At 69.8% G+C, this 14067-nt stretch carries 12 protein-coding genes; 10 read left to right on the top strand and 2 right to left on the bottom strand.

The annotated features are described in order from the left end of the window. Positions 1-143: 143 nt before the first annotated feature. Positions 144-1283, top strand: coding sequence for a DUF5685 family protein (locus tag IG08_RS0129135; protein WP_030608762.1), 1140 nt, complete (start codon positions 144-146; stop codon positions 1281-1283). Positions 1284-1387: 104 nt separating this feature from the next. On the opposite strand, the gene IG08_RS0129130 is transcribed toward IG08_RS0129135, so the two are convergent. Continuing rightward, positions 1388-2335: an ABC transporter substrate-binding protein gene (locus IG08_RS0129130; RefSeq protein WP_030608760.1), complete on the bottom strand. Its 948-nt coding sequence runs from the start codon at positions 2333-2335 to the stop codon at positions 1388-1390. A gap of 405 nt (positions 2336-2740) precedes the next feature. On the opposite strand from IG08_RS0129130, the gene IG08_RS0129125 reads away from it, so the two are divergent. From IG08_RS0129125 to IG08_RS0129085, 9 genes are all read left to right on the top strand, one after another. After that, positions 2741-3598: an amino acid ABC transporter permease gene (locus IG08_RS0129125; RefSeq protein WP_030608757.1), complete on the top strand. Its 858-nt coding sequence runs from the start codon at positions 2741-2743 to the stop codon at positions 3596-3598. Beyond that, positions 3595-5361 (top strand): FAD/NAD(P)-binding protein, encoded by a 1767-nt coding sequence (locus IG08_RS0129120; RefSeq protein ID WP_030608753.1) that lies wholly within the window; start codon positions 3595-3597, stop codon positions 5359-5361. The genes IG08_RS0129125 and IG08_RS0129120 overlap by 4 nt, the downstream gene beginning before the upstream one ends. Before the next feature lie 28 nt (positions 5362-5389). Beyond that, on the top strand, positions 5390-6151 hold the full coding sequence (locus tag IG08_RS0129115) for an amino acid ABC transporter ATP-binding protein (RefSeq protein ID WP_030608750.1): 762 nt from the start codon (positions 5390-5392) through the stop codon (positions 6149-6151). Between the two features lie 2 nt (positions 6152-6153). Next, positions 6154-7215, top strand: coding sequence for an LLM class flavin-dependent oxidoreductase (locus IG08_RS0129110; protein WP_030608745.1), 1062 nt, complete (start codon positions 6154-6156; stop codon positions 7213-7215). Beyond that, positions 7212-8549 (top strand): NtaA/DmoA family FMN-dependent monooxygenase, encoded by a 1338-nt coding sequence (locus tag IG08_RS0129105; protein WP_030608741.1) that lies wholly within the window; start codon positions 7212-7214, stop codon positions 8547-8549. Before IG08_RS0129110 ends, IG08_RS0129105 begins: the two co-directional genes overlap by 4 nt. Before the next feature lie 4 nt (positions 8550-8553). Further along, positions 8554-9348: a DUF1684 domain-containing protein gene (locus IG08_RS0129100; protein ID WP_030608739.1), complete on the top strand. Its 795-nt coding sequence runs from the start codon at positions 8554-8556 to the stop codon at positions 9346-9348. A gap of 213 nt (positions 9349-9561) precedes the next feature. Beyond that, complete coding sequence (locus IG08_RS0129095) at positions 9562-10464, top strand: S1 family peptidase (protein ID WP_030608736.1); 903 nt, start codon at positions 9562-9564, stop codon at positions 10462-10464. Positions 10465-10629: 165 nt separating this feature from the next. Continuing rightward, on the top strand, positions 10630-11565 hold the full coding sequence (locus IG08_RS0129090) for a slipin family protein (protein WP_030608733.1): 936 nt from the start codon (positions 10630-10632) through the stop codon (positions 11563-11565). A gap of 242 nt (positions 11566-11807) precedes the next feature. Then, complete coding sequence (locus IG08_RS0129085) at positions 11808-12890, top strand: S1 family peptidase (RefSeq protein ID WP_030608730.1); 1083 nt, start codon at positions 11808-11810, stop codon at positions 12888-12890. 143 nt (positions 12891-13033) lie between these two features. On the opposite strand, the gene IG08_RS0129080 is transcribed toward IG08_RS0129085, so the two are convergent. Next, a complete protein-coding gene (locus IG08_RS0129080) occupies positions 13034-14047 on the bottom strand; it encodes an ABC-2 transporter permease (RefSeq protein ID WP_030608726.1) in 1014 nt (337 codons plus the stop codon). Positions 14048-14067 lie beyond the last annotated feature (20 nt).

The following is a 14067-nucleotide window of genomic DNA, read 5'->3' as shown; positions in this document are numbered from 1 at the left end:
CCAAGGGTCGTGTCCCATACGGCTGCTGACTGTGAGTGAAATATGATTCTTCGCGGCGTATGGGTGATGGGCGGGGCGTACGGGTGAACGGACGGTCGATAAGATGCCGCCGCTCAACGTCGCACTGACCACGGGGGATCGTCGTGTTCGGAATCGTCAGGCCCTGCCGTCACCGGCTCGGTGAAAGTCTCAAGGCCCAGTGGATGGCGCATTTGTGCGGGCTGTGTCTCGCACTGCGCGGGGACCACGGGCAGTTCGCCCGCGTCGTGACGAACTACGACGGCTTGCTGATATCGGTTCTGACGGAGGCTCAGGCCGAACGCAATACCTCGGGGCGGCGTACGGCGGGGCCGTGTCCGTTGCGCGGAATGCGTACCGCCTCTGTCGCGCAGGGCGAGGGAGCGCGGCTCGCGGCCGCCGTCTCGCTGGTGCTGGCCTCGGCCAAGGTGCGGGACCATGTCGCCGACGGGGACGGGCTGCTGGCCCGCAGGCCGGTGGCGCTCGCCGCGCGCCGGGTCGCGACGAGCTGGGGCAGGGCCGGGGAACGGACCGGTCTCGACGTCGGGTTCGACACCGCCGTACTCGTCGACGCGGTGGACCGGCAGCTCGGCATCGAGGCCCTTGCCGGGCCCGGGACGCCGATCCTGACGGTCACCGAGCCGACCGAGACCGCGACGGCGGCGGCCTTCGGGCATACGGCGATCCTGGCGGGGCGGCCCGGCAATGCAGAGCCGCTCACCGAGGCCGGGCGGCTCTTCGGACGGCTGGCGCATCTGCTGGACGCCGTGGAGGACAGGGAAACTGACGCGGCGTCGGGTGCGTGGAATCCGCTGACGGCCACGGGGACGTCCTTGGGGGAGGCCCGGCGGCTTGCCGATGACGCCGTGCACGGGATTCGGCTCGCGTTGCGCGAGGTGGAGTTCAGTGATGCGAAGTTGGTGCATGTGTTGCTCGTGCATGAGCTGCGCAACTCCGTGGACAGGGCTTTCGGTGGCTCCTCGTGCGGGCACGGGGCTGGGCTCACGTCGCCGTACGCGCCCCCGGAGCCGCCGCGCCGGGACCGGCGGGGGCTGCTCGCGGGGTGTGCGGTGTGGGTGGGGCTGGCCTGTACGTGCCAGATGTGCTGCGGCACGTTCGAGGATCCGTGGAGCCGGCAGCGGCGGGAAGGGTTGTGCGCCAACGCGGACTGCAGTGGGTGCGGGGACTGCTGTGAGTGTTGCAGCTGCTGCGGGGATGGGTGTGACTGTGGTTGTGACGGGTGTGACTGTGGGTGTAACTGCTGATCGCCGTAGGGGTGGGTGTCGTATGGCGGCTGCGGGTGCTCTGTGGCTGGTCGCGCCCACGCGGCGGAGCCACATATCGATACAGCCCCGCGCCCCTGGGTGGGTTACAGCTCTGGAGGGGAGATCTGCGACTTTGTTATCGCTGAGCCCGTCGTGCCCCACTTCTTCAGGATCTTGGCGTAGGTGCCGTTGGCGATCAGGTCGTTCACCGCGGCCCGGAAGGCCGGGGCCAGCTTCGTGCCCTTCTTGAAGGCGAAGCCGACGTCGAGGCGGTGGAACTCGTTGAGGAACTTGACGCCGTCCTGGTGGGCGACCGCGTAGCGCAGGCCGTTGATCGTGGACATCACGATGTCGCTGCGGCCCTGCTGGAGCGAGGACCAGATCGCGCCCTGCTCGCTGTAGGTCTGCACCTCGTACGCCTTCTTGCCCGCGTCCGTGCAGAGGTGCTTGCTGTCCTCCAGCGTGGCCTCGAAGGTGGTGCCCGCGCCGGTGGCGATGTTCAGGCCGCACAGCTGCGTCAGGTCGGTGACCTTGGAGAGCTTGCTGTCCTTGCGGGTGGCGAAGCCCTGGCCGTCGTTGATGTAGGTGACGAAGTCGATCGTTCTGCGCCGCTCGTCGGTCACGCCGAAGTTGCCGACGCCGAGGTCGTACTTGCCGCTGCCGAGCGCCGGCAGGATCGCCTCGAAGCTGGCCTGCTCGGTCTTGAGCTTGATGCCGAGGACCTTGGCGACCGCGTTCGCGAAGTCGACGTCCTGGCCGGCCAGGGTCTTCCCGTCGTCCAGGATCGAGGTGCCGGGCGGTTGGCCGCCGACGCTGACGGCGAGAGACAGTCTGGTGGTGCCGGAGGGCAGCAACTCGGCCGCGGCCGCGTCCTTCTTGATGGTCGAGACGACGTCCGTGGTGGGGATCGCGTCGGACTTGGCCGCGACGCCCGCGGCGGAGCCGGTGGAGTCGCCCGAGCCGGAGCCGCACGCGGTGAGGAACAGGGTCGCCGAGGTAATCAGGGCAAAAGAGGTGAAAACGCGGTTACGGGCACGCGTGGACGTACGCATCGTGTGCGGTCTCCTGAACACAGAAAGCGAGGAAGCACCGGGTGAGGGGAGGGGGCGCGTGTGAAGGCAGAGCGTGGGGAGAAACGCGAAAGGCGCCCGACGGATCAGGAGATCCAGGACATCAGGGCGCGCAGGGGGTCAGCTCAACAGGAGGAGGACCACACTCGACCGAAGTCGATGTGGGAGCGCTTGACCAGCCACTGCTGTGGATGCATGGGCCAAGTGGAACAGGCATCCGGTTGTGCGTCAACTGACTTGAGACGTACGGCTCACAGTATGGACAGCCTTGACAGTGAGGGGAAACTCACCCGTAGTCTCAAAGGGCGGCCCTGCTGAGGGGCTCGGCCGCATCCGTGTTGAAGGCATTCACCGTGTTCGACTGACTCGACGTCACGGAGCCTTCGCATGTCCTCCGACACCCTCGCCAAAGCCCCCGCCGCCCCGGAGATACCGGAGAACGCGGATTCCCTGCGGATCGTCCCGCGGCGCCGTCTCGGCACGTGGACGGCCGCGGTCGCCGTTCTCGTACTGCTCGGCCTCGCCGTCAACTCCGTCCTGCGCAACCAGGCGTTCCAGTGGGACGTCGTCGCCGACTACTTCACCTCGGACGCGGTGCTGCGCGGACTGTGGCTCACGCTGTGGCTGACCGCGGTGGTGATGACGCTCGGCTTTGCGCTGGGCGCGCTGCTCGCCGCGGGCCGGCTGTCTGCCAACCCCGTGCTCAGAAGCGTCAGTTGGGGATACGTCTGGCTGTTCAGGTCGATCCCGATCCTGGTGCAGCTGCTGCTGTGGTTCAACATCGGGGCGCTGTACCCGCAGATCCTCGGGGTGAAGACGGTCGACCTGCTCGGCCCGGTCACCGTCGCCATCATCGGCCTGACCCTGCACGAGGCCGCTTACGCCGCCGAGGTCGTGCGGGGCGGCATCCTCTCCGTCGACCGGGGACAGATCGAGGCCGCCCAGGCGCTGGGCCTGAGCCGGTGGCGCCGCTGGTGGCGGATCGTGCTGCCGCAGGCGATGCGTGCCATCGTGCCGCCCGCCGGGAACATGCTGATCGGCACCCTCAAAGGCACCTCCATCGTCAGCGTGATCGCCGTACAGGACCTGCTCTACTCGGTACAGCTCGTCTACCACCGCACCTACCAGGTCATCCCGCTGCTGATGGTGGCCACCGTCTGGTACACCGTGGTCACCTCGGTGCTCGGCGTCGGTCAGTACTACGTGGAGAAGCACTACGCGCGCGGCTCGGAGCGCACGCGATGAGGCACTCCCTGGTGATCGTCGGGGCCGGTCCGCGAGGGACCGGTCTGATCGAGCGGATCGCCGCCAACGCGCCCGAGCTGTACGGCGGTTCGGGCCTCGTCGAGGGCTTCGACATCCATCTCGTCGACCCCCATCCGCCGGGCGCCGGGCGCATCTGGCGCGCGGCGCAGTCGCCGCTGCTGTGGATGAACTCGCACGCCGAGGACGTCACCATGTTCACCGACGAGACGGTGGACATGGCCGGGCCCGTGCGCCCCGGCCCCACGCTGCACGAGTGGGCCGGCATCGACGGCGGCACCTTCGCGGACCGGCAGCTGCAGGGCGCGTATCTGCGCTGGGTGCACGAGCGGGCGGTGGCCGCGCTGCCTTCCTCCGTGGCCGTTCACCACCACCCGAGGCGGGCCCTGCGGGTGAGCGGTTCGCGCGAGGGACGTCAGCAGGTGTGGCTGGAGGGCCGCCCGCGCCCGCTCCTGGCCGACCTCGTCGTGCTGAACCTTGGGCACCTGGATGCCGAACTCGACGACGAGCAGCGTGAGTTGGCTGCGTACGCCCTCGAGCACGACCTCGTCCACCTCCCGCCGGACTTCACCGCCGACAGCGACCTGTCCTCGCTCGCGCCCGGCGAACCCGTCCTCGTCCGCGGCTTCGGGCTCGCCTTCGTCGACCTGATGGTGCTGCTGACCGAGGGGCGGGGCGGGCGGTACGAGGGGGACACCTACGTGCCCTCGGGGCGGGAGCCGGTGCTGTACGTCGGCTCGCGGCGCGGAGTGCCGTACCGGTCGAAGATCGGCTACGACTGGACCGGTGAACGGCCGCCGCTGCCACGGTTCCTGGGGCCCGCCGAGATCGACGGGCTGCTCGCCCGGCCGGAGGGCTTCGACTTCCGGCGGGACGTGTGGCCGCTGGTGGAGAAGGAGCTCGGGTTCGCGCACTACCACCGGCTGTTCACGGTCCACCCCGAGCGGACCTCCGTCGCCTGGACCGACTTCGAGGAGAAGTACGCGGCGGCCGATCGGGACGAGCGTGCGACCCTCGTCGCCTCCGCCGTGCCGGACCCCGCCGACCGGCTCGACCTCGCCGCGCTCGACCGTCCGCTGGACGGGATGCGGTACGCGACGCACGAGGAGTTCCAGGAAGGACTGCGCGGGTATGTGGAGGCCGACCTGAGCCGTAGTCATGATCCCGCATACAGCTCCGACCTGGCCGTCTTCCTCGGCCTGCTCTCCGTCTACGGACAGCTGGTCCGGCTCGGGAACATCGGCTCCTCGTGGCACGGGTTCTTCAGCTACCTCGCCTCCGGGCCGCCCGGACCCCGGCTGCGGCAGCTGCTCGCGCTGTCCCGGGCGGGGGTGCTGAAGTTCGTCGGGGCGGACATGGCCGTACGGGCCGAGGACGGGGTGTTCCGGGCGTCGAGCCCGACCGTGCCCGGCTTCTCGGTCGAGGCGCGGGCGCTGGTCGAGGCCCGGCTGCCCGAGCCGACGCTCCGGCGTGCCCTCGACCCGCTGCTGCGTGAGCTGCACGCCGACGGTGCCGGCGAGACACCGGACGGGCTGCTGCGGGTGGACCGTGCCGACGGGCGGGTCCTGGACCGGGCCGGGCGGCCGCACCCGCGGCGCTTCGCGCTCGGGCCGCACACCGACGGCCGCACCCCGGGCGCGTTCACCCGGCCGCGCACGGGCGGGCCCGCCTTCCGGCAGAACGACGCCACCGCGCGGGCCGCGCTGGCGTTCCTGAGCGCGCTCGCCGGCCGTGCGGCCGCCTAAGTCCCCTCTATTCCAAGGAAGTTCAGCGATGAGCGTCATGGTCGACATACGGTCCGTCCACAAGAGTTTCGGCTCCCTGGAAGTGCTCAAGGGCATCGATCTCGCCGTGCGTGCCGGCGAGGTCACCGTGATCCTCGGCCCCTCCGGCTCCGGCAAGTCGACGCTGCTGCGCACCATCAACCACCTGGAGAAGGTGGACCGGGGCGCGATCAGCGTGGACGGCGCGCTGGTCGGCTACCGGCGCAGCGGCGACAAGCTGTACGAGCTGCCCGAGCGCGAGGTGCTGCGGCAGCGCACGCGGATCGGCTTCGTCTTCCAGAACTTCAACCTGTTCCCGCACCTCACCGTGCTGGACAACGTCGTCGAGGCGCCGGTCTCCGCGCTCAAGCGGCCCCGCAAGGAGGCCGTGGAGGCTGCGAAGCGGCTGCTCGACCGGGTCGGGCTCGCGGACAAGGCCGACGCCTATCCGAAGCAGCTCTCCGGCGGGCAGCAGCAGCGGGTCGCCATCGCCCGGGCCCTCGCGCTGGAGCCCAGGCTGCTGCTCTTCGACGAACCGACCTCCGCGCTCGACCCCGAGCTGGTCGGTGAAGTCCTCGACGTCATCAAGGACTTGGCCCATCAGGGCACCACGATGATCGTCGTCACGCACGAGATCGGATTCGCCCGCGAGGTCGCCGACACGGTCGTGTTCATGGACGACGGGCGCATCGTCGAACAGGGCCCGCCCGGCGACGTACTCGACGATCCGCGGCACGAACGGACCCGGGCGTTTCTCTCGAAGGTGCTGTGACCATGGGACTGTTGCATCTCGCCGCCGCCGTCGACCAGCCGTCCGTCCATGACGCCGGCTCCTACGTCGACCTCGCGCGGCTCGCCGAGCGCGGGGGCCTCGACTTCGTGACGCTGGACGACACCTTCGCCCGCCCCGGGCTCGACGCCCTCGCCGTTCTCTCGCGCGTGGCGCCCGAAACCGGCCGCATCGGCCTGGTGCCCACCGTCACGACCACGCACACCGAGCCCTTCCACGTCCAGGCAGCCGTCGCGACCCTCGACTGGATCAGCCGGGGCCGGGCCGGCTGGCGGCTCGACGTGTCGACCACCGAGGGCGAGGCCCGCCTCTTCGGCCGCCGGCACGCGGCCGCCGCCGACGCCCTGTGGCAGGAGGCCGGCGAAGTCGCCGACGTGGCCGCGAAGTTGTGGGACAGCTGGGAGGACGACGCCGAGATACGGGACGAGGCGACCGGCCGTTTCCTCGACCGGGACAAGCTGCATTACGTCGACTTCCAGGGCGCGTCCTTCTCGGTCAGAGGCCCCTCGATCGTGCCGCGCCCGCCGCAGGGCCACCCGGTGCGGGTGGTCGACGCCACCGAGGGGCAGGCCCGGCGAACCGCGGCCCAGTACGCCGACGTGGCCCTCGTCCGGGCCGCGAGCGCCGCGCACGCCGGTGCCGTACGCGACCAACTCCGGTCGGAAGCCGTGGAGTTCGGTCGCAACCCCGATGACCTTCGGGTCCTCGCGAGCCTTCTCGTCGACCTCGGGGACGGGGAGCACGCGGCCGAGCCGGGCCACGGCGGGGGCGGCCCCCGGCAGACCGCGCAGGGCCCGCTCTACCGGGGCGGCCCCGTCGACCTCGCGGAGCTGATCGCCGCCTGGCACGCGGACGGTACGGTCGACGGCTTCCACCTCACGCCCGTCGAGCCGCGCCGTGACCTGGAGCGGCTCGTCAACGGCACGGTGGCACTGCTGCAGCACCGGGGCCTGTTCCGCACCTTCTACCCGGGCAGCACGCTCCGGGAGCACCTTGGTCTCGCCAAGCCCGCCAACCAGTACGTCGTGACAGGGGGAGCGTCATGACCGCAGGTCGGAAGTACATGCACCTGGCGGCGCACTTCCCTGGGGTCAACAACACCACCGTATGGGCCGATCCGCGCTCGAAGTCCCAGATCGAGTTCTCCTCCTTCGAGCACCTGGCCCGGACCGCCGAGCGCGGTCTGTTCGACTTCTTCTTCCTCGCCGAGGGGCTGAGGCTGCGCGAACACAAGGGCCGTATCCACGACTTGGACGTGGTCGGGCGCCCCGAGTCGATCACCGTCCTCAACGCGCTCGCGGCCGTCACCGAGCGTCTCGGGCTCGCCGCCACGGTCAACGCGACCTTCAACGAGCCGTACGAACTCGCTCGCAGGTTCGCCACCTTGGACCATCTCAGCGGGGGTCGGGCCGCCTGGAACGTGGTGACCTCCTCCGGCGCCTTCACGGGGGAGAACTTCCGGCGAGGCGGCTACCTGGACCGCGCTGACCTCCCCCACTCTCGGCTTCGCTCGAGCGGGGGGACCCCCATCACCCGCGCCACCGAATTCGTCGCCACCACAAGGGAGTTGTGGGACACCTGGACCCCGGACGGGGTCTCCCGCCCCTTCGCGCACCGGGGACAACACTTCGACATCGCGGGCGAGTTCACCGTGCCGCGCTCGCCGCAGGGGTACCCGGTGGTCATCCAGGCCGGCGACTCGGCCGAGGGACGGGAGTTCGCCGCGTCGACGGCCGACGTGATCTTCACCCGGCACGGCACGCTGGAGGCCGGCCGCTCCTTCTACGCCGATGTCAAAAGGCGCCTCGCGCGGTACGGTCGTACGTCCGACGATCTCAAGATCATGCCCGGCGTCAGCGTCGTCCTCGGCGACACCGCCGCCGAGGCGCAGGAGAAGGCCACGGAGATCCGACGGCAGCAGGTGTCCCCGCAGAACGCGCTCCTCGCGCTGGAGCAGGTCTGGGGCACGGACTTGTCGTCGTACGACCCCGACGGGCCCCTCCCCGACATCGACCCGGTGCCGGAGTCGTCGATCACGCAGGGGCGGACCCGGCGCGGCGACACCGTGGCGATCGCCGAGAAGTGGCGGGCGCTGTCCCGGGAGAAGGGGCTGTCGATCCGGCAGACCGTGATCGAGGCGAGCGGCCGGCAGTCCTTCATCGGCACCCCGGAGGCGGTCGCGACCGAGCTCGACGAGTTCGTGCAGCGGGACGCCGCCGACGGCTTCATCCTCGTCCCGCACCTCACCCCGGGCGGCCTCGACGAGTTCGTGGACCGGGTGGTGCCGCTGCTCCAGGAGCGTGGCGCGTTCCGTACGGAGTACCGGGGCACCACGCTGCGCTCGCACCTCGGGCTTTCCGACCCGGTATGGAAGGGTTGATCACATGGCGACAGGCATTTCGTCGGACGCGTCCGACGCGTGGAAGCAGTGGCACGAGCAGCGCGTCGAGTCGGTGTCGGCGCCGTACGGACCGCTCGCGCTGACGGGCACGCACTGGATCGAGGACTATCCGGACGGCCGACTTCCGGACATCCCCGGGAACTGGGCCGCCGACGGTGACGCGGTGGTGCTGACGGCCGTCGCGGAGGACGGACTGACCGTTGACGGGCGGCCCTTCGGCGGTGCGGTACGGCTGTCCGCCGACCCCGGACCGGCGGGCGCGGCCCGGGTGGCGTACGGCGAGCGCCGGCTGGTCGTGCTGGTCCGCGAAGGGGTGTGGGGCGTACGGGACTTCGACCCCGCCTCGGAGGCGCGCCGGGCGTTCCGGGGCATCGAGGCCACGCCGTACGATCCGCGCTGGTCCGTGCCGGGGCGCTTCACGCCGTACGGCGGCCATCGCACCGTACGCGTGGAGAACGCGGACGGCCAGGCCCGTGGGCTCGGTCTCGGCGGGGTGCTCGCATTCACGCTGGGCGGGCAGGAGCTGACGCTTCAGGTGTCGGTCCAGGACGACGGCTCGCTGTGGGCGGTTTTCGGCGATCTCACGAGCGGGGACGGCAGTTACCGGTTCCGGTTCCTGCGCCCGGCGGCGCCGGACGTCGAGGGGCGCACGACGGTCGACTTCAACCGTGCGCTGCTCCCGCCGTGCGCCTTCGCCGACCATTTCATCTGCCCTTTCCCGCCGCCGGGGAATACGCTGGGGGTCGCGGTCGCGGCGGGGGAGCGCAATCTGGCCTGAGGGGCGGTCGGTTCACTCGGATCGCACGGTTAGTTCAAAGGTTGACGGCCGAAAGGCGCCCTTGCGCCTACCGGTCGTTCGGCCGAATACTCCCCCCACAGCGCTTGTCAGGGGCACGGCGTGTTCGGAATCCGGACATATGTGCCTCCGACTGCGCCTCACGGGCCCCGACCCCACGCGGGCCCAACGATTTCCCTTGGGAGGGAACGAAACGTGAGGATCAAGCGCACCACCCCCCGCAGTGGCATTGCGAGACGGACCCGGCTGATCGCCGTTACCACCGGACTCGCCGCCGCGGCCGCGATCGCGGTCCCCAGCGCGAGCGCGGCCGACGCACAGACCTTCAGCGCCACCCAACTGAGCAGTGTCAACAAGTCGGTTCTCAAGTCGGACATCGCGGGCACCGCCTGGGCGGTCGACGCCAAGACGAACCGCGTGATCGTCACCGTCGACAGCACGGTCTCGCAGGCTGAGATCGCAAAGATCAAGAAGACCGCGGGCAGCAACGCCGGCGCTCTGACGATCAAGCACACACCGGGCAAGTTCAACAAGCTGATTACCGGTGGCGACGCCATCTACGGTGGTGGCTACCGCTGTTCGCTCGGCTTCAACGTCCGCAGCGGCAGCACCTACTACTTCCTCACCGCGGGCCACTGCGGTGAGGTCGCCTCGACCTGGTACTCCAACTCGGGGCAGACCACCACGCTCGGCACGAACGTCAGCTACAGCTTCCCGACCAACGACTACGCGGCGGTCCGGTACACCAACACATCGGTCACCAAGTCCGGCACCGCGGGCAACACGGACATCACCAGCTCGGGCACGCCCAGCGTGGGCACCGCGGTCATCCGTGACGGCTCGACCACCGGTATCCACACCGGCACTGTCACCGGCCTGAACGCGACCGTCAACTACGGCAGCGGCGACGTCGTCTACGGCATGATCCAGACCAACGTCTGCGCCGAGGGCGGCGACTCCGGCGGCCCGCTGTACTCGTCCAGCGGCATCGCCTACGGTCTGACCTCCGGCGGCAGCGGCAACTGCAGCTCCGGCGGCACGACCTTCTTCCAGCCGGTCGTCGAGGCCCTGAACGCCTACGGCGTCGCCGTCTTCTAGGACCTCAACCAGTCCTTGAGGACTACTCAACCCGCAGCCAGCAGTACCCGAGCCCCCGTACGCAACTCGCGTGCGGGGGCTCGCCCTTGTCCAGGTGCCGGAGTTACCGTCGGAGTACAGGCAGTACTCCCCTGTAGACGCCCACGACGGACCCTGGGGGCCGCGATGGTCGAGGAGCTGGTGGCGGCGGGAGTGACGTTCGCGTCCGCCGGAGTGGTGTACGTGATGTCGGCGGCGCGGGTCGTCAAACAGTACGAACGGGGTGTGGTCTTCCGGTTGGGGAAGCTCCGCTCCGATGTGCGCGGGCCCGGGTTCACGATGATCGTTCCCTTCGTGGACAAGCTCCGCAAGGTCAACATGCAGATCATCACGATGCCGGTGCCCGCGCAGGAGGGCATCACCCGGGACAACGTCACGGTGCGGGTCGATGCGGTCGTCTACTTCAAGGTGACCGGGGCGGCCGAGGCGATCGTCCGGGTGGAGGACTACCGGTTCGCGGTGGCGCAGATGGCGCAGACCTCGCTGCGGTCGATCATCGGGAAGAGCGATCTGGACGATCTGCTCTCCAACCGCGAAAAGCTCAACCAGGGGCTGGAGTTGATGATCGACAGTCCGGCCGTGGAGTGGGGCGTCACCATCGACCGGGTCGAGATCAAGGACGTGTCACTGCCCGAGACCATGAAGCGCTCCATGGCCCGGCAGGCGGAGGCCGACCGGGAGCGGCGGGCGCGGGTCATCAACGCGGATGCCGAACTGCAGGCGTCGAAGAAGCTGGCGGAGGCCGCCGAGGTGATGTCGGAGCAGCCCGCCGCGCTGCAACTGCGGCTGTTGCAGACGGTGGTGGCGGTCGCCGCCGAGAAGAACTCGACGCTGGTGCTGCCGTTCCCGGTGGAGCTGCTGCGGTTCCTGGAGAGGGCTCAGCAGCCGGCGCCTCCCGCGGTGCAGCAGCCGGCGCCTCCCGCGGTGCAGCAGCCGGCGCCTCCCGCGGTGGAGCAACAACCGGTGCGTCCCGTGGAGCAGCAACCGGTGCATGAGCAACTTCCGTCCGCCGATCCCCGTCCGAACTCCGATGAACCGGGGTCGATTTCAAGACAGGACTAGACCTCACAGAGTGCCCACAGTTACTCGCTCGTAGTGTTTGCAGCGTGAATTCGCTGTACTGACCGTGGACAGTCAAGCGCTTTCCACTGGCGGGGAGCGCACAACTGCCGTTCTACGCGCGTCCGGAAGTCCCCCTTGTGTGCTCCCTGTGCCGCCCGGAAGAGTGGTCGCTCGTCAACCAGCCTTCAGGTCCGCGAGGTCCCCACAATCTCCCGGACCGACCCCCCACAGGAGGACGCGAGTTGAAGCACCGACGCATACCCAAGCGGCGGGCGATCGTGGCAGGTGCGGGCATCGCCGCACTGGTCGCCACGGGAGTCACCTTGCAGACTGCGAACGCCAGTGAGACCCCGGCGGCGCCCACGGCCAAGACCCTGTCGGCCGCGGCGGCCGGAAACCTCGCCTCGACGCTCGGCAAGGACCTCGGCACCGACGCCGCCGGAACGTTCTACGACGCGAAGACCAAGAACCTCGTGGTCAACGTGCTCGACGAGACCGCGGCGCAGACCGTCGAGGCGGCCGGCGCCAAGGCCAGAATCGTCGAGAACTCCCTCGCCGAGCTCAAGAGCGCCCGTACGACGCTCAAGAGCGACGCGACCATCCCGGGTACGTCCTGGGCCACCGACCCGACCACCAACAAGGTCGTCGTCACCGCCGACCGCACGGTCTCCGAGGCCGAGTTGGCCAAGCTCACCAAGGTCGTCGACGGACTCGGTGCCACGGCCGAACTCCAGCGTACGAAGGGGGAGTTCAAGCCCTTCATCGCGGGCGGCGACGCCATCACCGGAGGCGGCGGGCGCTGCTCGCTCGGCTTCAACGTGGTCAAGGGCGGGGAGCCGTACTTCCTCACCGCCGGGCACTGCACCGCGGAGATCACCAGCTGGTCGGACTCGTCCGGCAACGTGATCGGTGAGAACGAGGACTCCCAGTTCCCCGACAACGACTTCGGTCTGGTCAAGTACACGGCCGACGTCGACCACCCGAGCGAGGTCGACCTCTACGACGGCTCCGCCCAGGCGATCACGGGCGCGGCGGAGGCCACCGTCGGGCAGTCGGTGACCCGGAGTGGTTCTACGACGCAGGTGCACGACGGTACGGTCACCGGTCTGGATGCCACCGTGAACTACGGCAACGGTGACATCGTCAACGGGCTGATCCAGACGGACGTCTGCGCCGAGCCCGGTGACAGTGGTGGCTCGCTGTTCTCCGGCAGCAGCGCGATCGGACTCACGTCCGGTGGTAGTGGCGACTGCACCTCCGGTGGGGAGACGTTCTTCCAGCCGGTCACCGAGGCGCTGTCGGCTACTGGTACCGAGATCGGCTGACGGTTTCGTGTGAAGGCCCGCCCCCGGTGGGGGCGGGCCTTTTCGATTTCCCACCCGCACCACCCGTACAACTTTCGATGTCGGGTGCGGGTGGCCCTTGTGGGGGTTGGGCGCCGTCGGCGGCTGCGGCTCACCACGGCGGCTCAGTCGGCGACGCGCTTCTTCCGTAGCCCCGCCGCCCCCAGCGTCACCGCGATCCCGGCCGCCGACCATGCCGACAGCACCAGCAGGGCGCCGGTCGTGTCGTTGCCCTTGAAGTACGCGATGGAGCGCGCCACCCAGGTGCCCGCCCCCGGCGGCAGCGCCGGGCCGATCGCCTTCCAGAACGGCGGCAGCATCGGCAGCGGGAAGGCCCCGCCCGCGCTCGGGTTGCCCGCGATCACCACGAGCAGGATCGCGAGGCCGATGCCGATGATCCCGAAGATGCCCTGGAGGGCGAGCGTCGCGGCCCCCACCGCGAAGGTGACCAGCGCGCCGAGCCCCCAGAAGGCCATCACACTGCCCGGCAGCGCGTCCAGGATCGGCCCCACGATCACCGCACCGCCGAGCCCGCCGACGATCGACACCAGCGCCATCACGACCAGCCGGATCACCGCGCGACGGGGGTTGGCGGGCCGGGCACCCGTGCTGATCGCCAGGATCGAGGCGCACAGATAGCCGCCGACGCACCAGCCCACGACGACGTAGAAGGAGGACAGCCCGTCGAAGTCCTGGGGCGAGGCAGGGGCCACGTCGATCGTCCGCACCGTGCGCTGCTCGGCCTTCTCCAGGGTGGCGGTGAGCGTCTCCAGCGCGGTGGCGAGGACGGTGCCGCCGCCGGAGGCGACCAGGAGGGTGTCGGTGGTGCCGGCCGGGTCGATGATCAGCGCCCCGTCGATGTCCCGGTTCAGGATCTGCTTTCGCGCCGTCGCCGCGTCGGCCACCGCGCGCGGGTCCAGCGGCGACCCCGGCAGCTGCTCCAGCCGGGTCACCGCCTGCTGGGCCGCGGCCTGGGGCGCGACGACCCCGAAGGGCACGTCCTTGGGCTTCGGATTGTGCAGTGCCCCCACATAGGAGGCGATGAACAGCAGCTGGAGGGCGACCACGCCGAGGGCGAGCAGCGTGGCCCGCGGAGTGACCGCGTCCTTCACCTCGGCGAGAAAGCTGTTCTCTGTCATGTCCCCACAGTCCGAGGCGG

Source organism: Streptomyces fulvoviolaceus (genome assembly GCF_000718165.1).
Taxonomy (GTDB): Bacteria; Actinomycetota; Actinomycetes; order Streptomycetales; family Streptomycetaceae; genus Streptomyces; species Streptomyces fulvoviolaceus.
The sequence above is the reverse complement of the archived record's forward strand: the minus strand, read 5'-3'. Positions and strand labels throughout refer to the sequence as shown.